The organism is Enterobacter sp. MEB024 (assembly GCF_030209635.1).
Taxonomy (GTDB): domain Bacteria; phylum Pseudomonadota; class Gammaproteobacteria; order Enterobacterales; family Enterobacteriaceae; genus Enterobacter; species Enterobacter ludwigii.
This window is the reverse complement of record NZ_JARVRQ010000002.1, coordinates 84,298-104,558: the sequence shown is the minus strand read 5'-3', so window position 1 is coordinate 104,558 and position 20,261 is coordinate 84,298. Positions and strand designations below refer to the sequence as shown.

At 52.7% G+C, this 20,261-nt stretch carries 19 protein-coding genes; 7 read left to right on the top strand and 12 right to left on the bottom strand.

The window, feature by feature from the left end; genetic code table 11:
- Nucleotides 1-245 precede the first annotated feature (245 nt).
- Both QRN24_RS02710 and QRN24_RS02705 read right to left on the bottom strand, forming a co-directional pair.
- Complete coding sequence (locus QRN24_RS02710; RefSeq protein ID WP_020884367.1) at nt 246-974, bottom strand: MerR family transcriptional regulator; 729 nt, start codon at nt 972-974, stop codon at nt 246-248.
- A gap of 188 nt (nt 975-1,162) precedes the next feature.
- Entirely contained in the window at nt 1,163-2,383 is a 1,221-nt protein-coding gene (locus tag QRN24_RS02705; protein ID WP_063156083.1) for a diguanylate phosphodiesterase, read from the bottom strand.
- A 341-nt stretch (nt 2,384-2,724) separates the two neighbouring features.
- Between QRN24_RS02705 and ycgZ the strand changes: the two genes are divergently transcribed.
- The 4 genes from ycgZ (at nt 2,725) to fdhF (ending at nt 5,940) form a co-directional block, all read left to right on the top strand.
- A complete protein-coding gene (ycgZ, locus tag QRN24_RS02700; RefSeq protein ID WP_020884368.1) occupies nt 2,725-2,964 on the top strand; it encodes a regulatory protein YcgZ in 240 nt (79 codons plus the stop codon).
- Between the two features lie 4 nt (nt 2,965-2,968).
- Nucleotides 2,969-3,289 (top strand): hypothetical protein, encoded by a 321-nt coding sequence (locus tag QRN24_RS02695; RefSeq protein WP_020884369.1) that lies wholly within the window; start codon nt 2,969-2,971, stop codon nt 3,287-3,289.
- 29 nt (nt 3,290-3,318) lie between these two features.
- Nucleotides 3,319-3,597: a biofilm development regulator YmgB/AriR family protein gene (locus QRN24_RS02690; protein WP_014169732.1), complete on the top strand. Its 279-nt coding sequence runs from the start codon at nt 3,319-3,321 to the stop codon at nt 3,595-3,597.
- Between the two features lie 192 nt (nt 3,598-3,789).
- The gene (fdhF, locus tag QRN24_RS02685; RefSeq protein WP_041162557.1) at nt 3,790-5,940 is read left to right on the top strand and encodes a formate dehydrogenase subunit alpha; all 2,151 of its coding nucleotides are present in this window, start codon (nt 3,790-3,792) and stop codon (nt 5,938-5,940) included.
- Between the two features lie 37 nt (nt 5,941-5,977).
- Here fdhF and fliB read toward each other — a convergent pair whose 3' ends face one another.
- The 7 genes from fliB to QRN24_RS02650 all read right to left on the bottom strand — a co-directional run bounded on the left by fliB (nt 5,978) and on the right by QRN24_RS02650 (nt 13,322).
- Complete coding sequence (fliB, locus tag QRN24_RS02680) at nt 5,978-7,195, bottom strand: flagellin lysine-N-methylase (protein ID WP_014169730.1); 1,218 nt, start codon at nt 7,193-7,195, stop codon at nt 5,978-5,980.
- A gap of 110 nt (nt 7,196-7,305) precedes the next feature.
- The gene (locus QRN24_RS02675) at nt 7,306-7,968 is read right to left on the bottom strand and encodes a helix-turn-helix transcriptional regulator (RefSeq protein WP_214578801.1); all 663 of its coding nucleotides are present in this window, start codon (nt 7,966-7,968) and stop codon (nt 7,306-7,308) included.
- A gap of 47 nt (nt 7,969-8,015) precedes the next feature.
- On the bottom strand, nt 8,016-8,531 hold the full coding sequence (locus QRN24_RS02670) for a fimbrial protein (RefSeq protein WP_014169728.1): 516 nt from the start codon (nt 8,529-8,531) through the stop codon (nt 8,016-8,018).
- An 8-nt stretch (nt 8,532-8,539) separates the two neighbouring features.
- Nucleotides 8,540-9,487: a fimbrial protein gene (locus tag QRN24_RS02665; RefSeq protein ID WP_020884374.1), complete on the bottom strand. Its 948-nt coding sequence runs from the start codon at nt 9,485-9,487 to the stop codon at nt 8,540-8,542.
- A gap of 2 nt (nt 9,488-9,489) precedes the next feature.
- Nucleotides 9,490-12,015 (bottom strand): fimbria/pilus outer membrane usher protein, encoded by a 2,526-nt coding sequence (locus tag QRN24_RS02660; protein WP_284942305.1) that lies wholly within the window; start codon nt 12,013-12,015, stop codon nt 9,490-9,492.
- 44 nt (nt 12,016-12,059) lie between these two features.
- Nucleotides 12,060-12,737: a fimbrial biogenesis chaperone gene (locus QRN24_RS02655; protein ID WP_020884376.1), complete on the bottom strand. Its 678-nt coding sequence runs from the start codon at nt 12,735-12,737 to the stop codon at nt 12,060-12,062.
- A 54-nt stretch (nt 12,738-12,791) separates the two neighbouring features.
- On the bottom strand, nt 12,792-13,322 hold the full coding sequence (locus tag QRN24_RS02650) for a fimbrial protein (RefSeq protein ID WP_020884377.1): 531 nt from the start codon (nt 13,320-13,322) through the stop codon (nt 12,792-12,794).
- 451 nt (nt 13,323-13,773) lie between these two features.
- Here QRN24_RS02650 and QRN24_RS02645 point away from each other — a divergent pair, with 451 nt between their 5' ends.
- Nucleotides 13,774-14,433: a winged helix-turn-helix transcriptional regulator gene (locus tag QRN24_RS02645; RefSeq protein WP_025204381.1), complete on the top strand. Its 660-nt coding sequence runs from the start codon at nt 13,774-13,776 to the stop codon at nt 14,431-14,433.
- A gap of 67 nt (nt 14,434-14,500) precedes the next feature.
- Nucleotides 14,501-15,130 (top strand): winged helix-turn-helix transcriptional regulator, encoded by a 630-nt coding sequence (locus QRN24_RS02640; protein ID WP_044858819.1) that lies wholly within the window; start codon nt 14,501-14,503, stop codon nt 15,128-15,130.
- Between the two features lie 51 nt (nt 15,131-15,181).
- Here QRN24_RS02640 and QRN24_RS02635 read toward each other — a convergent pair whose 3' ends face one another.
- The 3 genes from QRN24_RS02635 to ydiJ all read right to left on the bottom strand — a co-directional run bounded on the left by QRN24_RS02635 (nt 15,182) and on the right by ydiJ (nt 18,925).
- Nucleotides 15,182-15,376, bottom strand: coding sequence for a YdiH family protein (locus QRN24_RS02635; protein WP_003857766.1), 195 nt, complete (start codon nt 15,374-15,376; stop codon nt 15,182-15,184).
- Between the two features lie 85 nt (nt 15,377-15,461).
- Entirely contained in the window at nt 15,462-15,872 is a 411-nt protein-coding gene (gene menI, locus QRN24_RS02630; RefSeq protein ID WP_284942304.1) for a 1,4-dihydroxy-2-naphthoyl-CoA hydrolase, read from the bottom strand.
- Entirely contained in the window at nt 15,869-18,925 is a 3,057-nt protein-coding gene (ydiJ, locus tag QRN24_RS02625; RefSeq protein ID WP_284942303.1) for a D-2-hydroxyglutarate dehydrogenase YdiJ, read from the bottom strand. Before ydiJ ends, menI begins: the two co-directional genes overlap by 4 nt.
- A gap of 197 nt (nt 18,926-19,122) precedes the next feature.
- Here ydiJ and ydiK point away from each other — a divergent pair, with 197 nt between their 5' ends.
- Complete coding sequence (gene ydiK, locus QRN24_RS02620; RefSeq protein ID WP_020884383.1) at nt 19,123-20,238, top strand: AI-2E family transporter YdiK; 1,116 nt, start codon at nt 19,123-19,125, stop codon at nt 20,236-20,238.
- The last annotated feature ends 23 nt before the right edge of the window (nt 20,239-20,261 follow it).

Below are 20,261 nucleotides of genomic sequence, written 5' to 3'. Positions count from 1 at the left end.
CTCTGTCAGCAGGGGCATTGGGCTAAATCGCCCTTTTTGCATACTTTTATTAAGCATAGACCCTGTCAGCGGATGCGGGCGGGATGGATTTAATTGTGCAATACTTTGAAAAATAATGGGTTATCGAATCAGAAAAGTGGAGTAAAGGGGAAAAGTAAAATATGCATCGGAAATGCCTATTTTTAAGATAGATTTTATCCAGAGAAACGACGGGCAAAAAAAAAGGCCTTCAAGGCCTGCGGAAATTAATGATGAAAGGAGACAACAAAACCCTGTTCACGCCAGTGGTCAAGCAGTTCCTGCTGACGCGGCGTCGGCGCTTTACCGGTCCAGACGAAAATTCTTTGCCCAGGAAAAAGCTCCGGACGAGGGGAATCAATCGGGTCGGCCAACACGTCAATATGCCACCCCTTTTGTGCCAGACGCGCAGCCTCAAGCCACAAGTGGGTGCGGTCATCACACTCCCAGCCAATAAGCAGAGCATCTTTACCGGCTTTCTTACGTGACTCCGCCAGGCTTGCGACAGCAAACTCTATCAGCACACCGTCAAGCAGGCTCGCCATATGACGCACCGTATTTTGATCCTGATTCATTCGCTGACGAACGGGAGAAATAATATTATCGATAAGCGCATCCATCGCGTGATCGCGGCGGAACTCGCCTATTTTGGCGCGCAGCTTTGCCGGGCTGGCATAACGCAAAACCGTCATCATCTCTTCCTGGATTGATGCCCAGTTACCCTGAGTCATCACTTCTTTGTTTTCCAGCAAGCCTTTGACTTTGCCGACCGAAACGCCGCTTTTCATCAGGCGTTTGATCTCTTCAATACGCAGGATATCTTCATCGTCAAACTGACGATGGCCCCCTTCGCTTCGCTGCGGCTTCAACAATCCATAACGGCGCTGCCAGGCACGCAGCGTAACGGGGTTGATACCGCATCGTTCGGCCACTTCGCCGATACTGTAATAGGCCATTAACTCCCTCACGCTTAGAACTTCCATACCCAACCAGACCAACCTTATCAGATTGTACAAACCATTTGTATAACTAAGGCCTCTTTTTGAGCGGGTGAAGGGTATACAAGTTCCTTCACCCGTTAATGTATTGTTGTACAAATTTTGCCGCGCGTACAGTCAAGCTTGCAGGTTTATGTACAGCTTTCTCAAAATTCAAACTTCTTCTCTGGCCACGCGATCGCCGGAATTCCCCCGTGACGCGGGCTGGCAAACAGATGCCCCTGGAACTGGGAAATGCCTGCAGACTCCAGCCACATCCACTCTTCAGGCTTCTCAACGCCGACGGCACAGAACTGGATCTCCAGCGAGGAACAACAGGTGATAATCGCCTGAATGATGGCCTGCCGCGGGCCGCTTTTGTGCACATTCGCGACCAGATCGCGGTTAATCTTAATTCTGTCAGGCTGGAATTGCGCCAGTAACTGCAGACCGGCAAAACCGGCACCAAAGTGATCGATGGTTACGCTGATACCGGCACTTTTTAGCTGCCTGACCGAATGGGTAAACTCTTCAAAACGGGAAATCGCTTCGCTCTCGGTGAATTCCACCACAATCTGCTCCGGCACAAATCCATTCGCGTCAATGGCCGTCAGCAGGAAATCCACGGCGCCAGGCACGTTGACCAGCGTCATGGGCAGCAGGTTAATGGATAATGTCTGATCCTGTAATCCCAGAGCGCTCGCCATGGAGAGCGCAACCTGCTTGCTTTTCAAATCAGAGGCGTACACCTCTTCACGAGGAATTTGGGCAAAATAGGTTCCGGGGGATTCACCGGTGGGCGTGCGGATCAAGGCCTCCCAGGAGACGACCTGCTGCATAAACGGATCCACGATAGGCTGGAACGCAAAGCTGCAATCCGCACCTTTAGCCACCACCTCCGGTTGCGCCGATAAAGGTGTCTCTTCCGGGATAAAATCCCAGGCATCTGCAGGGGGCAGTTCAAAGTAGTTGGCTTTCTCCGTGGCCTCCACGAAGGTGCGGAAAAACTGCAGGGCGCGATCGCTATATGTCAGCTGATACCTGCTGGTGCCTTTGTCGAGAACCTGCTGAAGCACCTCTTCCCTGTCGAACTGACGCAAGTCAAAAAGCTCCATGCCAACCTTGCCGAAGCGTCGGGAGGGGCCGTGATCGCGCATCAGCTCCACCACGTTATGGTGGCGGGTGTCCTGGCAAATCTGCTCGTAAATGAATGAAACGTTTTCCGCTGGGCCTTCGAGCAACTGAAAAAAATGCGTGCCGTTAAACAGCAAGATCCCCGTGACATTGGATTGCCGGTTTTTACTATTTGCAGCAGCTACCATGTTTTCCAGCGCTTTCACTGGAACGTCCTCGCAGATATGACTGCGGTATATGATGGTTGTAAGCATGCTTATCCTGAAGGGGGTTAGGGGTTGGCCACAAAAACACGTCGGTAAACATCTGTTATAGCATATTAATTACGTGACAAATAATTTACATCTCAACCATTTACGGCACCTAACGCATCCGTTTCCTGCGTTGTACAACTTATCCATCACCGTGCGTATTGTACAATATATCCTGTAACGGAAATGCTTCATTTTCATGACCCAACCACCTGATAAACATAGAATTTATAAAATATATCACAATTATTTTAAAAAATTGTACATTTTCTATGTACAGATTTGGAAATTGTGTATACCTTAAATGTAACGTTAGTGATTACATTTTTTTACAGGAGCGAAACATGCAGCAGAAGGATTATGTCGCAGATTCAGCAGCAGCGATCGCGCACTACTTCGAGAAGGCCGCGCTTCCTACCCAACAGGAGACGCTCGGTCAGGTCGTGGTTGAGATTCTTAGCGACGGGCGAAATCTGAATCGCAAATCGCTCTGTACCAAACTCTTAAGCCGCCTCGAAAAGGCCGATGGGCCTGAAGAGGAACAGCATTACCATATGCTGCTTGGTCTGCTTTTCGAACGGTAATGTTATGAACAGCAGTGATGCAGACCGACTGATTGACCAGCTTATCGGTGAAGCCGTTCTTTCTCTCTTGAAAGAGCGAGGCCCCGTCACAACCGAAGCTCTGGTTCAGCGTCTGCGGGATATGAAAGCGCATGAAAAGGATCCCCAGCGGCGGGAGACACTTGCGATGGTGATTGCCGACATCGGTTCAAACAACATCGCCCTGAAACGTCGCAGAACCGCGCAAGGACGAACGGATAGAGAGGGATCTCTCAACGTTAAAAGAGACAATGTAGTGCCGTTATTTGGAAATGGAAAACCGTCCGATCCCAGGAAAATACATTGACTGCAATTTTACAGCTACGGTGAGAACAAATGAGACAAAATATTCAGCTTCAACCCGAATACCATTCCGCTTTTTTAGAAAGCGCGCTGTCGGAATATTTCCGTCACGCAGGCGATCGTTTTGCTGAAGAGTCCGCTGTTTTTTCTACTGCAGTACGCTGTGTTCTGGCTTCTGAAGGACACCTGTCCAACAAAGCGATCATTTTGTGGCTGATCCAGACGCTGGAATCCACAAACGACGTTGTGCAGGCAGATGTCATTCGTAAGACCCTGGAAATCGTTGTGGGTCACACCATGGACGATCTCTAAAAACCCTCCCCTCTGTGAAGGCTAACGTGTCATCGTCAAAACTGACGATCGGGCTGACGATGACACGTTCCCTCCTCGTATAACACCCTGTAAAACCTACAAAGTAAATATGGCATGGTTCCTGCTTACTCCCGTTTACGGGACTGGGCTACCCAGTCAACTTTGCTTCATTTCTTAACAGGTCTGTTATTGATGAAAAAAATCGCCAGCGTCTGCCCCTACTGTGGTGCAGGCTGCAAATTAAACCTTGTCGTCGAAAATAACCGTATCCTCCGTGCCGAAGCGGCCGAAGGCGTAACAAACCAGGGCACCCTGTGCCTGAAAGGCTTTTATGGCTGGGACTTCCTGAACGATACGCGTCTGCTTACCCCCCGTCTGACTCAGCCCATGATCCGCTACCACAAGGGAGAGGCTTTTACACCCGTCACCTGGGAAGAGGCTATCCGCTATACCGCCCATAAACTCAGGAGCATAAAAGAGCAGTATGGCCCACGGTCCATCATGACCACCGGTTCCTCCCGGGGAACAGGGAATGAAACGAACTATGTGATGCAAAAATTTGCCCGTGCGGTGCTGAATACCAACAACGTGGACTGCTGCGCGCGCGTCTGTCACGGCCCTTCTGTTGCCGGGTTACAGGAAACCCTCGGCAACGGTGCAATGAGCAATTCCATTAACGATATTGAAAACTCAAAATGCCTGCTGGTGTTTGGCTATAACTGCGCCGATTCGCACCCCATCGTCGCCCGTCGGGTCTTAAAAGCCCGCGAAAATGGCGCGAAAATCATCGTCTGCGATCCCCGTCGCATTGAAACCGCACGCATTGCCGACCAGCACCTGCAGCTGAAAAACGGCAGCAACATGGCGCTGGTCAATGCGTTTGGCTATGTCCTTCTGGAAGAGGAGCTGTACGACAAAAACTACGTCGCGCGCTTTACCGAAGGGCTTGACGCTTATCGGGAAACGGTCAAAGACTACGCGCCCGAAAACGTCGAACATCTCACCGGCATTCCAGCCCGGGATGTGCGTCAGGCGATGCGGACGTTCGCGGCTGCGCCTTCCGCCACCGTCATGTGGGGCATGGGCGTAACGCAGTTTGGTCAGGCTGTAGACGTGGTCAAAGGTCTCTCCAGCCTGGCGCTGCTGACCGGAAACCTTGGTCGACCTGCCGTCGGCGTTGGGCCAGTACGTGGTCAAAACAACGTTCAGGGCGCGTGTGATATGGGCGTTCTGCCCAATATGTTCCCGGGGTATCAGGACGTTACGGACCCGGCGGTCCGGCAGAAATTCGCCACTGCCTGGGGAATCGATGTCGGGATTATGGACAAAGAGGTTGGAACGCGTATCACCGAAGTCCCTCACCTTGCGCTGGAAGGTAAGGTAAAAGCCTATTACATCATGGGCGAGGATCCGCTGCAGACTGAAGCCGATCTGGGGCTGGTGCGCCGCGGTTTTGAAGCACTCGATTTCGTGGTGGTTCAGGACATCTTTATGACGAAAACGGCGGAAGTGGCGGATGTTCTGTTACCTGCCACATCGTGGGGAGAACACGGTGGCGTCTTTACCTGTGCCGACCGTGGTTTCCAGCGTTTCGGTAAAGCCATTGAGGCCAGCGGCAACGTGAAACGGGACTGGGAGATCATCAGCCTGCTTGCTACCGAAATGGGCTATCCGATGCATTACACATCCAACCAGCAGATCTGGGACGAGATGCGCGAGCTCTGTCCGCTATTCTATGGCGTGACATATGAAAAAATGGGTGAAATGGGCCATGTGCAATGGCCGTGTCCAACGCTCGATCACCCGGGTACGCCGTATCTCTATAAAGATAACCAGTTCGATACGCCGAGCGGCAAAGGCCAGCTTTTTGCGGCAGCCTGGCGCGCGCCAGCCGAGATCCCGGACGAAACGTATCCGCTGGTGCTCTGCACCGTGCGTGAGGTCGGCCACTACTCCTGCCGTTCAATGACCGGCAATTGCGCCGCGCTGCAAAGCCTTGCCGACGAGCCAGGCCGTGTACAAATGAACCCCCTTGATGCGGACAACCTGGGCATTAAAGACGGACAGCTGGTGTGGGTGCATTCCCGTCGGGGCAAAGTCATTACCCGTGCCAGCATCAGCGAGCGCATCAACGCCGGTGCGGTTTATATGACCTACCAGTGGTGGATTGGTGCCTGTAACGAACTGACGCAGGATAACCTTGACCCGGTCTCCAAAACGCCAGAAACCAAGTATTGTGCGGTTAAGCTTGAGGCAATTGAAGACCAACGCTGGGCGGAAGACTTTGCGGCGTCGTCTTATCAGACCATGAAGACGCGGTTAATCACGGCGGTGAACGTCTGAGGAAAAAGAGGCTCGCCACGGCGAGCCTCGTTATACGTTAGCCAATCAGCAGCAGGCACGAGAGGTCGTCCCCACCGTTAATCTTATCGATAGCAAAATCCATACGGGCATCAATGGTCTGATTGTGCAGGGTCTTTTCTGAGAAGCTGGCGATGGTTTTCATGACCATCTGCTGGTCCAGTTGTTCATCCATTGATTTGACGCTCAGGAAAACTTTCAGGTAGAAAAAGTCCAGAACGATGCGATAAAACTGACGCATAATGGTGGCGGTATTCTTACCCGGGAAATAGCCGCTGTAGAGTTTGTACAACAGATAGTTGCGTAATACGTACGGCTCTGACAGACAGGATTCCTGGCAAAGTTTCCCCCACTGCTGGTTAATCGCGTCGAATTTCTGCGCCAGCCTGGCGGGATCGCTGTCATGGCTGAAATTCAAAAAGTTAGCAATTTGACGATGCCCTTCGTTGATATACCCATCCCGTGCAGAATCTCGCGCCACGTTCGTGCCGAGGATCGACAACGCCAGATATTTCATCGCATTTGATCGCCCGACATTGCTTTCAGAGAGCAGCGATTTACCGCTCTGCAACGCTTCCAGCAAGGCTTCGTAAAAGCGTTCAACCTGCTCATACTGATTGTGCAAATCGAAGTTCACATGCTGTAAGGTCAGGATCAACTGAGCCAGCGCCATCAAATTTTCTTCAACATTCCTCGCTGGCGACTGGATTATTTTCCACGCAAGGAGATGAATGACCTGGCTGCTTTGAGGCATAGACTGGCGCTGACCAATCAGATTGGTTTTATAAACGGCCAGCAGTTCATCCTGCTCCTGCAATAACATCGCATCGGGGTCGAAGAGAACCCGCCTGACCACTTCCGGACATGAAAGGGTCATGCTGTGGCGAGTTTCATCAAGATAGCGGGTGGAGCTTCGGGGATAAGTACTGCAGGTGTGCGATAAGGCACTTTCACCTAAATCACGGTGTACCATACAGAGCTTATTTTCATCGATAAACGGACACTCCCCATTTTCATCCAGTTTAATACGGGAATAGTTTACTTTGCCTTTACGCTGCAGAATCAGATTGTCTTTGGCTATTGCAGCGATACCGGGATGCGTTGATGAAAGATATTTTTGATGTGTTTTTTTATCAATGGAAATTGTCCAGCCGCGGCAGCAGGAAATTAAACATTCCGGCCCCACACACTTGAACCTGGTCACAAAAATCGGCTTTAGGGTTTTATGAATTTGCATCGCTAATTAATCGTTATATAAAACGTAAAAATAACATGCTGCAGATGCAACTCTAAAGTTTCATAACCGAACACTTGTTTCCGTTATTCCTGTCATCAATAAAAGTGCCTTTACGCCTCCAGACAGGGGCGGTCCTGGAAACCCTGTCTCACAGAATCACGAAAAATATTGGGGGTGCCGTTTTTCTTCACCATCCTGTTGAGCAGCGCGATAAGCTCATAATCACTTCGCAGGTTAAATTTTTGCATGATCATGTATTTGTGCGCAAAAACGGTCTTATAGCCGATCTGTAACGCGTCTGCCGTCTGCATAACGGATAAGCCTTTATACAGGTTCATGACGATGCGTATTTGCTGCGGTGATAATATTTTATGCTCGCAATCGAAACAGGACGTTTTCTGCAGCACATGCCCCTTCAACTGCGTTTTACGCCACGCGCACCATACCGTCTCACCAATCATGTCAAGAGAGGCCCTGCGGGAGATGAAAATAATATCCTGATAACAGGATTGCGACGCCGTAGACCGTTGCTCATCGTCAACCCAGCCGATCACAATGCCTTTTTGCCGTGACTGTAATTCCGGAAAACAGGTCAGGGTTTCTCCCTGGCATAAAGAGAGGACAATAATATCCGCCGTGCTGACGTTATGCGGCGTCATTTCATAATCAAAGTGAATACAGTCATTAAAATTACGCCAAAAGAAATCCATAAAAAAATACTGCAGACCAGACTGAAATAACGAATCCGTCTCGCTAATTAAAATATTCAACATAGACCACACCGACGGGAAGCAAAAATGCGCGTGAAATCCCGCGCGACTTAATTGTATTGCAGCGTAATGACCACCACTGCGCTGAGGGTGCCGGGCGTCGCCCTGCCTCCGGTGGATATAACCGCAGCCTGCATGGCCATCTTCGCCGTCCGGTCTGAGGCGACATATTCCGTCATGCTGGAGCCGTTCCCTTTCAGTATGCCACTTCCGGCCTCGCGCATTGCTATCGCCACGTGGGTGGCCGTACCGCGGTTAATGTAATAGTCGGCGCCGGCAACAGGGTCGGGTGTACCCGTAAAGGTAGCGGTGACGCTACGCGTCCCCACCGGACATTGGGTAAATAACAGATCAAACGTAACCGGGTCTGAGGATGATCCTGGCGTCACCATATTACTCGCCTGGATATTGCCCAGATTAATATCGAGATTCGTATTGCCGTTATTAAACAGGCAGGGTGAGGCCACGATATTTCCGGTGACCCCGATATTTACGCTGTCTGCACATAGCGCTTTGCCGCACAGTAAACCCGACACAAGCAACGCCGCGGGAATTATTTTCATCATCTCACCGGTTATTGATAGGTTATCGTGAGCGTGGCTGACGCATTTGCCGAGCCTGATTCCACGGTGGTTAACGTCTGGTAATAGCGCGCGGTTAACGGGAGCGTCTCCTGTCCTCCCGCAGACTGTTTTAATAACAGGCGACCGTTCATTACCAAAGGAGAACCGTTATAAAGTAGCTGAACCCCTACCCCTTTTGCCGTACCGGCATTCCCCTGACCGGTTAATGCCATGACGCTGGTATTGGCGCTGTCCGGATTTTGCATACCGCTGAGTGACACACTGATATTGGTGCCGGCACTGCAGGTTAACCCCAGATTTTGCGTATTTTGGGCGCCGGATGGCGTGGTTCCAATAACGGAGCCAAACGATGAGGCCGGAATATCGCCTATCGGGAACGTCAACTGCGCCGTCGTTATCGTGCATGCCAGCGCATTAATTGTGCCGTCAGTTAACTGGACCGTCAGACCGTCACGATAAACACCGTCACTTCCCTGAAGCGCCACGGTTCCGATAACCCCCGGCGTTAAAGCGCCCGACGTTACCGGGCCGGTCACCACCAGCTCAACTTTTCCACCAAACCAATCCACATACGACGTCACCGCGTTATACGAAAACGTGTAAGCCGGGTTTTCAAAATAATTCCCCGAGGAAAAGCGAATACCAATACCGCTGACATTGGTGGCATAAACATGGTTACCGTAGCTGCTCAGGTTCCCATTGTTATATCGCATACTGAATCCCAGCATCAGCGGGTTAGAACATCCCGTTAAATAGGTTCCCGTTGATGAGGCGGCGCGAGAAAAAATAATGGTGCCCACGGGGGCATCACGCTGCACGTTAATCGTGCCCACAGATATCGTCGATATTTGCGGCGTGATGGTTGTACAGGTGCCGGCACGGGCGCTATTCCACCCGCTCAGTAAACAGAGCAGGATCAGAGATAAAGCAAATTTCATTTTTAACCTTCCTGGCGGCAAAGCGCGTTAACGTCAGTTATTCCGCCGTAGGTGGGTTGTGCAGGCAGGCTAAACTGCGCGCGGCACTGCTGACCGGGTTGATTTCCCCAGGTTGCCACGATTTCTCCCTGTCCGGGCAGTCCCGTTAAATAGACCTGACCACGGTCGCCCACAATAAAGCTGCTGTTGCTGTCGCCTTTGAGCGTGACAACTGCACCAAACGGAACGGCATATTGCCCGTCGGACAGGGTCATTAGCACCCGGCGCCCGATTTTAGACACATAATCGGCTTCCACTATCGCCCCGCGGGTCGGTGTTACGGTGCGCGTATTAATCTCAAGTTCCACGTCATTCGGCATAGTTTCCGGCTCAAGAGTGATGTCGTTTTTTCGGTATACCGACAGATTATTAACCACCGTATACCCGCGGTAATCCGTACGAACCCCGGGTTGATTGCGAATATCGACACCGTGTGCACCCGGCGCTTTCACCAGGATATTGGTTTCACCGAGCGGCTGCGAAAGCGTGATGCCGTCACGGTGAGCAATGACGCCCCCCTGCAACCCGTAATTCAGGCGCTCGCTGTGTTTGTCGTAGCTGTAGCCCGCGACAATTTCGCCATAGGTGCCTTTATAGTCGCCGTTCAGGTTGCCGGTATTTCCCGTGCCCTGTGTGCCATAACCTTGCTGCACGTTCCAGTTCAGGGCGCTGTTTTCCAGAGACACGCCGTTCAGCCCGACCACGTGCGTCGTGCCGTTGTGCTTACTGGCGTTCATGCCATAGTTAGCCCAGGTACGCGGCAAGAATTTGTCCAACGGTACGCTGACGTTAAAGGCCAGCAACCGATCGTGGTCCGCGTTTTGCGCGCTCCCGCGTCCATTCTTGCTGTAGGTCCAGGTCAAACCGTAACTGACGTTGTTCCAGTCATTGTTGTAGCCCACGCTCCAGGAGGCCATCGCCTGACCAGAATTCCAGTAATCCTCGCGTGCGGCGCTGAGCGTCAGTGAACCCAGCGCGCCGCCCAGCGTCTGGCTCATGGTCAGTTCAGCACGGTTACGCCGCCGGTCCTGCAGGGCACTGCTGTCGCCGTAGGAATCCAGCACGTCCTGCATCCCGTAATAGCCACGGGTTGAATATCGGTATCCCGCAATTGAAAAGTTTGTCCCGGTCTTCGCCATATTTTTGCTGTAACGCGCGCGCAAGGACTGACCGGATGTTTTGTCGGTGTTATTCGGCGTTGACCAGGCCTGGGTCACGTCGGCAGAGATCGCGCCGATATCCCCCATGTTTTTACCGATGCCAAACGCCACTGAACGGTATTTATCAGACCCCTGCATCCCACCGTAAAGGGTGATGCCGTGCTGAATCCCATAAATACCGGTGATTTGACCAAAAGACGTTTTCTCCACGCGGCTGTTGTAGGCGCGATACTGACCGGCCGTCACCGCATACTTCAGTCGTCCTTCCCGCTGCAGGACCGGCAGCGAGGCATAAGGCAGCGTGAAATGCTGCTCACTCCCGTCAGCCTCTTTAATGGTCACATCCAGATCGCCTGCGCCGCCGGTGGGATACATGTCCGAGATTTCAAACGCGCCTGGCGCCACGTAGCTCTGATAAATTTGATAACCATTCTGGCGGACCACCACCTGCGCATTGGTTCGCGCGATGCCGCGGACCACGGGCGCATAACCTTTAAGAGAGTCCGGCAGCATGTCATCATCCGAGGCCAGCTGACCGCCGCGAAATGGCATACTGTCGAAAACATCCGCCGGTGCGGTACTGTCCCCGATAATCAGCTGTGCTTTCAGCGGAATGACGGCGCGCTGCGCATAGGTATACACGTTGTCCCACCGATCCTCACCGGTGGAATCCCGTGACCAGGTGGTGTAATTACGTAAGCGCCACGGCCCGATATTGACCCCGGGGCGCAGGTTGGCGTACTGGCTATCATTCTGGCTGCCGCGAGTGTTCTTCGCCCACGCGTTTGCGCCGCTCAGACTGTAATTAAGCATGGCGGCATTAATCCCCTCATCCCACATCTCTGGCGGAACCGCGTCCCTGGCTGGCAGGTCGATGGCGGCCTGAGGAATACTGATCACCAGCCGCTGTGCGCCAAACTGAAAATCGCTGCTGGCCTGCGGGATCGCCTGAAGGTTTGCGCATTCACCGTTGTTCGCCGCCAGCTGCGGGAAAAGCGTGGTTCTCACGCCCCACTGTTTTAACTGGTCAAGGCTCAGGCACGGCCGGAGGACGTCATTGCCCTTTTCGTCTTTTACTGCAGTAAAGGTGATATCGCGGGTCGCCATTAGCTGGTCATCAAGAACAATATCGACGTGATAGGTGCCGGGTGCCTGCGATCCGGATTCAAATGCCGATAAATCCGTTCTCCCTCTTCCTGGATTATCAAGTTCAACCAGTTCGGCATTAAATGTCTCACCGGCAAAAAGCGCCTGCGATGAACCTGCAAGTATTAATCCGATCACTGTCGCCAGGGGTGCAGGTCGAGCCCGAAAATAGTGTATTGCCATCGCTTTTAACTCATTTATGACAGGCAATGCCCGCGTTTCACCGGTTATAAGGTTGCCTGATGCGCGCCCCCAGGGCTGCCGAAGTCATTAATCACTTTAAACGTCAGTACACTGCCGCTGGCCCCCTGCGGTAACGTGAAACGGACTGAGCCACCGGGTAAGACATACGACACGTCATCGATTTTTTTACCCCCAAGGGTGATTTCATTAAAATTGATGACATACGCGGTCGGGTTATTAACCTGAAGTTCATTCCCGGTTCTGCGCCAGCGTAATTGACTGGCCTGTTCGTCAGGCGTGGACGCGTGCAGCTCAGCGGGCCGATAAATCAGTTTGATGCGCGTTTTAACCGCAATTTGTAATGCGTTCATCTGCGTTGAGGCAGACGGAATCGCTTTAATATTCAGCCAGAATAAACTTTCCCGATCCTGAGGCAGTGCCCCCGTCATCACGATGCGCTCAACGTTTTTTTGCCCGCCATCCAGACGATACAAAGGCGGCGTAATAATAAATGGCACCTTGCCTGACGCCCCTTCCTGCACGTCGATCCATGACTGAATTAAATACGGCGTACCATCAGGGTTATTCACACTGAGTGACGTTTCCTTTTTAGCGCCATCAAAAATAATGCGCGTACCACCAATAATGACGCCGGCATGAGCCGTTGACAGCATCAGAGATAACAACGCTGTTGCCAGTAAAGGGGTTCTGAAAAAATACATTCTGTTCCTCATAAAATTGGGGGCCGGGGCGGCCCCGACGTTCAGGCAAAAGAGCTAGTTATAAACCACCGAGAAGTTGGCGACAGAATTCGCCGGGCCTGCCGTGACGCTGGCCGTGGTCGAAATATACTGGGCATAGAAATTGAGCGTATTGTCTGCGGAGCTGCTGAGCATGTAGGTGTAACCATTGCTGCCATGCAGAGGCAGGTCGGCTTTATCCGCGGTCATCAGGTTGATCGCCACGCCCGTTGCAGCCCCCGCCACGGAGGTGTCAATCGCCAGAAGATTGCTATTAGACGCATCCGGAGTACCGTCAAAGCGCACTTTGGCATTCGTGACCGAGACCGGACAGTTTTTCAAAATAATATCGAATTTCGTTGCCGCGGTTCTCGCCCCCGTCGCGGTAAACTCTGTTTTATAATAATCCCCAAGTACAACCACCTGGTTCTGCGATGCCACATCAACATCACAGGCAGAATCCAGAATATTTCCGTTAAAATTAACTGTACCTGCAGCGGCAAACGCATTGGCCATTGTCAGTACGGAACCTGCTGCGATCGTTGCCAGAAGAAGTGTTTTTTTCATCATGCTATATCCTGTATCACTTTATTTATTATTAACATTCAGACAAAAAGACGCGTCGGTTTTTTCACCCGCTTAATGTTTTGCCTTTTACAGACAGCAGCGAAAAAAATGAAATAACTTTATTTCATTAAACGTCTGAAGACGCATATGACTTGCTGTCGATGAAATAAAATTTATACAACTCCGTTGACGTCGACAATCATTTTCGGAGTCTTTCCGTAGACCCGTAATTAACAAAAATAAAACATTGTAAATAAGGAATGCCTTATGCATATAACAGGCAGTCTATTAATAGACCGGAGTGTTAAGATCATTAAATTCAAAATGTTAGTCAGGATAATATTGAAAGTCTACTTTTAGACCTGTGCTGCATATTCCCGTAGTCGCTGTTTTTTAAGATAATTCTCTACGCCGGTCACCCATGATCGCAATGAAAGCAGTGGAGCACCTTATGAACACGCGAATGACAGCGGTCCTCACCGATGTAAAATCTACCGTACTGGATTTAAAGCCGTATGCCCATATTGATAAGTTAATCAGTACTGTGCTGCCTTTTACGGAAAGGCATATTCTCGCGAAAGGCGAAATTATTCAGTATCACAATAATGATGTTCGCCTCTGTTTTTTGCTGTTACACGGCAGCGTTGCGCTGCATCGTCGTGGCGATGGTATTGTTTTAAACTCAGAGTCCTCACCTTTTATTCTGGGTGTCAGCAGCCAGTTCTCCTCTGAACATCTGTACGTCAGAGCGCTTGAAACCTCAGAAATAGCGCATGTCTCTCTGGATAATTTTAATAAGATCGTGGCGGAAAAAAACTTATGGGAACATTTTTCAAAGCTACTCATCTATACCGCCTCCCGGGTATACGAGCACTGCGCGCAAATATCGCAGATGTCAGCCTATGACATTATCCGGTTCCAGCTGGTCGAACTGATGCAGGAGCCAGATGCCGTACGGAAAAACATCACGGCGGCAGCGTATATCAAGAGTCGAACCTACCTTTCACGCAGTGGGATTATGCGTATTCTCGCGGAACTGCGTACCGGAAAGTACATCACGATGGAGCGTGGCGTGCTGCTGGAAATCCGTCATTTACCACGTAAATACTGATTGGCCTCGTGTTTACGATAAGGAGTAACGCTATAATCAGGGGGGTTATCGCTACGGGTTATAGGTTATGTCCTCTACTGAAAAAATGCATCGTGGTTCTCCTTACGCGCGAGAACTGATTTCATTCCTGCAACCCTACTGTACCACGCGCAATGTTGCTCCCGGCGAACAGCTGGATCTCCAGGTGAATGGCCAGAGCGTGTGCTATTTGATCCTCGAAGGCACCGTTGCTATCTACCGCAGAAGCGACAACATGATGCTCACCACCGCACGTAGCCCGGCGCTTTTTGGCCTCGCCAATCTGACAGACATCTACTTCAATGATTATCTTAAAACCGTGACCCCCTGCCTGACGGGTATGCTTACCACCGCTCAGGTGGAAGCCGTTATCAAAGAGAATGGGTTATGGGGGTTGTTGTCTAAGCACCTGATGTTTGTTTATAACCGGCTATACAATAATGTGATGCCTCAGGGCGCGCCCACGGCCTATGAGATGATTCGCCAGCAATTGATAAAGCTGATGGATGAAGATGAGAGTTATCGCAACGCCATCACCGCAGAGCGGTATATTCGCGAAAAAACCCAGCTGTCGCGCAGCGGGGTAATGCGTATTCTGGCGGATTTGAAAACAGGCGGGTTCATTGAGATAGAAGATGGCAGGCTCGTTAAAATCAATAAACTGCCTGCCCGGTACTGAATGTCAGATACAAAAAAGACCGCTGACGCGGCCTTTTTTTTACTGTCACGATCAATGGACGTGAACGCCCAACCGCCAGGCAAAGTAGATCTCTTCTTTAAGCTCATTTGAAGAGAGCGCCAGCAAATCTGTGAACTCCAGTTCAAGCTGTTTCAGCTTTTTCAGGTACTGCGCCGGAGACAGGTTGCTTTTATCACGACGTAAATATTCAATTGCCAGCTGTGTTGGGGTTATTTCAGTATCCATGATGTCCTCGCTTATGTACAAAACCTGACCAGTATATCACAAGAGGCTGGCTAGTTTTTGACCAAAGGCAAAACATCTGAAAACTTTACACGACCGCCGTCGTCAGTCGCGACGAGCAACAGAGCCGATCCTGCTCGTCAAGAATGTCAATCTGCCACACCTGATGGCGGCTACCGGCGTGTAGCGCGCGACAAACGCCGCGCACCCGTCCACTTCGCACCGAGCGAATATGGTTCGCGTTCACCTCCAGCCCGACGACCTTTTGCTCCCCTTCGGTGCAAAGATAGCCCGCCACGGACCCCAGGGTTTCGGCCAGCACGACGGATGCGCCGCCGTGCAATAAACCAAACGGCTGATGCGTGCGATGATCGACAGGCATCGTGGCCTCCAGTTCATCCTCGCCAATACGAGTGAACTGAATGTCCAGCAGCCCTACCATACTCCCCTCGCCCATGGCATTCAGCGCCTGCAGCGTCACGGCTCGTTTCCAGATCATCCAATTATCTCCAGTAAGGCCTGTAATGGGTGACGCACCCCGTTCCCTTCAACCCGTTTCACCTGGCTTCGGCAGGAGTAGCCCGTAGCCAGACAGCGGTTCCTCGGCAAACGCTGCATCGCCTGATGCCACGACAACTCATAGATACCGAGCGAGTTCGCGTGGTTTTTCACTTCGTGCCCGTAGGTACCTGCCATGCCGCAGCAGCCCACGTTGACGCTCTCAAGCTTCGCGCCGAAGCGGGCAAAGATGGAAGCCCACTGCGCGGGTGCGCCCGGCAGTGCCGTCACTTCCGTGCAGTGGCCGAACAGATACCACGATTCACCGCTCACATCCTTCACGGTCGCCTGTTGCAGCGCCGCCGGCAGCCACTCGTGCACCAGCATGACGTGGAAATCACCGCGTTGCTCCCCCAGCGTCTGCTTATACTCATCGCGGTAGCAGAGCACCAGCGCCGGATCGACACCGACCATCGGCATCCCTAGCTGCGCCACCCGGTTGAGGAAGTCAGCGGTTTTCCGCGCCGTTTTCGCAAAACGGGTAAGGAAACCTTTAATGTGCTGCGCTTTGCCGTTTGGTGAGAACGGCAGTACCACCGGCTGATAGCCCAGTTTTTCTACCAGACGGATAAAATCGGCTACCACCTGGGCATCGTAGTAGCTGGTAAACGGATCCTGCACCACCAGCACCACCTTGGCTTTCTGCTCAGGGGTCAGCGCCTCAAGCTGCTCCAGCGTCATGTTCGCCGAGCGGTGCCCCACGAGCTGACGCTGTAGCGAAGGGACTGACAGCAGCGGCAGGTCCACCATCCCGATATGTTTTTCGGAAAGCTTTCGCACCAGCGGCTGATTGATGAAGAAGTTAAAGGTCTTCGGCGCACGCGCCATCAGCGGGGCATAGCTCTCCACCGTCGCCACCAGATGGTCACGCATTGGACGCAGATAGCGGGTATGGTAAAGCTGCAGGAACCGTGAGCGAAACTCCGGCACATCAATCTTGATCGGACACTGGGTTGAGCAGGCTTTACAGGCCAGGCAGCCGGACATGGCCTCCTTCACCTCGTGGGAGAAATCATACTCGCCTTTGTTCGCATGCCAGCTGTTGCGGGTACGTTCAATCAGCGAGCGCAGACTGGCGCGTTTTTCCGGTAATTCCTGTTCCAGCTTCAGCGGATCAACCCCGCGGTCGGCCAGCAGACGCAGCCATTCGCGGACCAGCGTTGCGCGGCCTTTGGGCGAGTGAATGCGGTTACTGGTAATTTTCATCGACGGACACATTGGGCTTTTCACGTCGAAGTTGAAACACAGACCGTTACCGTTACACTCCATTGCACCGCGCCAGGAGGCGCGCACCGCAATCGGGATTTGTCTGTCATAGGTGCCGCGCTTGACGGCGTCCACCTGCAACATTGGGGCATCGACGCCCTCTGGCGGGCAAATTTTACCCGGGTTGAGACGGTTATCCGGATCGAATGCCGCTTTGACCTTACGCAGCTCAGCGTAGAGCGCTTCACCGAAGAACGCCGGGCTGTACTCCGCGCGGAACCCTTTCCCGTGTTCTCCCCAGAGCAGACCGCCATATTTCGCGGTCAACGCCACCACATCGTCGGAGATCTGCTTCATCAGGATCTCCTGCTGCGGATCGCACATGTCCAGCGCAGGACGCACGTGCAGCACCCCGGCATCCACGTGGCCGAACATGCCGTAGCTCAGACCGTGGCTGTCCAGCAGGGCGCGGAACTCAACGATGTAATCCGCCAGATGCTCAGGCGGGACGCAGGTGTCTTCAGCAAAGGGAATCGGTTTGGCAGCCCCCTTCGCGTTGCCCAGCAGCCCCACCGCTTTTTTACGCATCGCGTAAATACGCTCAATGCCGGAGAGTTCGCTGCAAAGCTGCCAGCCAATCACCCCACCTTCGCCTGCTGCAATCAGTTCGTCCAGCCGCTGACAGAGCGTGGTGACCTGGCTTTCAATCAGCGCTTCGTCATCGCCGGCAAATTCAACGATGTTAAGACCCAACATCTCTTTATCAGGTACGTCGGTGATAAGCTCACTCACCGAGTGCCAGACGATGTCTTCCCGAGCCAGATTAAGCACTTTAGAGTCGACGGTTTCCACCGACAGCGCCCGCGCGTCAACCATAAAGGGTGCATTTCGCAGGGCAGAATCGAAGGAGTTGTATTTGACGTTCACCAGCCGACGCACTTTCGGCAGCGGCGTAATGTCCAGCCGCGCCTCGGTAATAAATGCCAGCGTCCCTTCGGAGCCGGTCAGCACGCGGGTTAAATCAAACTGCGTCAGGTCATCGTTAAAGACATGACGCAGATCGTAGCCGGTTAAGAAGCGGTTCAGTTTAGGGAATTTGTCGAGGATCAGCTGGCGGTTATCGCGACAGCGCTCAAGCACGGTGCGGTAAATCCGCCCGTTGGCCGTGTTGTCTTTACCCAGCGTTTCCGCCAGTTCGACCGGCATCGGCTGGGTATCCAGGATATCGCCGCCCAGCAGCACCGCGCGCACGCCAAGAACGTGATCGGAGGTTTTACCGTAGACCAGCGACCCCTGCCCGGAGGCATCGGTGTTAATCATCCCACCGATTGTCGCACGGTTGCTGGTAGAGAGCTCGGGGGCAAAGAAGTAACCATAAGGCTTGAGGTACTGATTAAGCTGATCTTTGATGACGCCCGCTTCGACACGCACCCATCCTTCTTCGGGATTGATCTCAATGATGCGGTTCATATAGCGCGACATATCAATGATGATGCCCTGGTTCAGCGCCTGACCATTGGTGCCGGTGCCGCCGCCGCGTGGCGTGAACACCAGCGAGGTAAACCGCTCCTGCGTTGCCAGTCGCGCAATAAGCGCCACATCGGCCGTTGAACGGGGAAACACGACTGCATCGGGAAGAAGCTGGTAGATACTGTTGTCGGTCGCCATTGTCAGCCTGTCGGCATAATGTGTGGCGGTATCCCCTGTAAAACCCTGTTGCTCCAGTGCCTGCAAAAAATTAAGCACCAGCTGAACGACGCCAGGTGCCTGAGAAATCTGTGGGATCATTACTGTCGACCCTAATTAGAGGTGTGAAATCGTTTGCGTGTATCGTAAAAGTTTTATCACATTTTTTTCTTATACGCTCTGCAGAATTACAGGCAGAATTCGCCTGTCAAAAATCGCTGAAATCATTAATGATTAGAGAATCGCGGTTTTCCGTTCCCGCCAGCCACGCTGGTGTTCAATTAAGGAAAGTTTCATTTATGGTCAATCTTCGCCAGCCCAGGGATGTTGCGCAAATTTTGCTGTCGGTGCTGTTCCTGGCCCTCATGATTATTGCGTGTTTGTGGATCGTTCAACCCTTCATTCTCGGCTTCGCCTGGGCTGCAACCGTTGTGGTTGCCACCTGGCCTTTACTGTTACGGTTACAGAAACTGCTCTTCGGACGTCGTGGGCTGGCGGTCCTGGTGATGACGTTGCTGTTGTTCCTGCTGTTCATTATTCCCGTTGCGTTGCTGGTCAACAGCCTTGTCGACTCCAGCGGCCCGGTGATTCGCGCCGTGACCAGTGGCGATCTGACGCCGCCGGATCTCGCCTGGCTTAACAGCATTCCGGTTGTTGGCGCAAAACTTTACAGCGGCTGGCATGGCCTGCTGGAGATGGGTGGCAGCGCGCTGATGGCGAAAGTGCGCCCGTATATTGGCACTACCACCACCTGGTTTGTGGGTCAGGCGGCGCACATTGGCCGCTTTATGATGCACTGTACGCTGATGCTGGTCTTTAGCGCCCTGCTGTACTGGCGCGGTGAGCAGGTAGCTTTAGGCGTGCGTCATTTTGCCACTCGCCTGGCGGGCAAACGGGGTGATGCCGCGGTTCTGCTGGCGGCGCAGGCCGTGCGCGCGGTTGCGCTTGGCGTCGTGGTAACGGCGCTGGTTCAGGCGGTGCTGGGCGGTATTGGTCTTGCGATTTCTGGCGTGCCGTACGCCACCGTCTTCACCGTGGTCATGCTGATGACCTGCCTTGCGCAACTGGGTCCGTTGCTGGTGCTGGTACCCAGCATTATCTGGCTGTACTGGACCGGCGATACCACGTGGGGCACCGTTCTGCTGGTCTGGAGCTGCGTGGTCGGCACCATGGATAACGTTATTCGTCCCATCCTTATTCGCATGGGCGCAGACCTGCCGCTGATCCTTATTCTCTCAGGCGTAATTGGTGGATTGATTGCCTTTGGGATGATTGGTCTGTTTATTGGTCCGGTGCTTCTGGCCGTGACCTGGCGTCTGTTCTCCGCCTGGGTGCACGAAATCCCGCCTCCGGGAACGGACCCGGACGTGATTTTGAGCGAACTGGAAGAGCTGGAAGATAAGAACAAGCAGTAATGGACAGGCCGGGTAACGCAGTC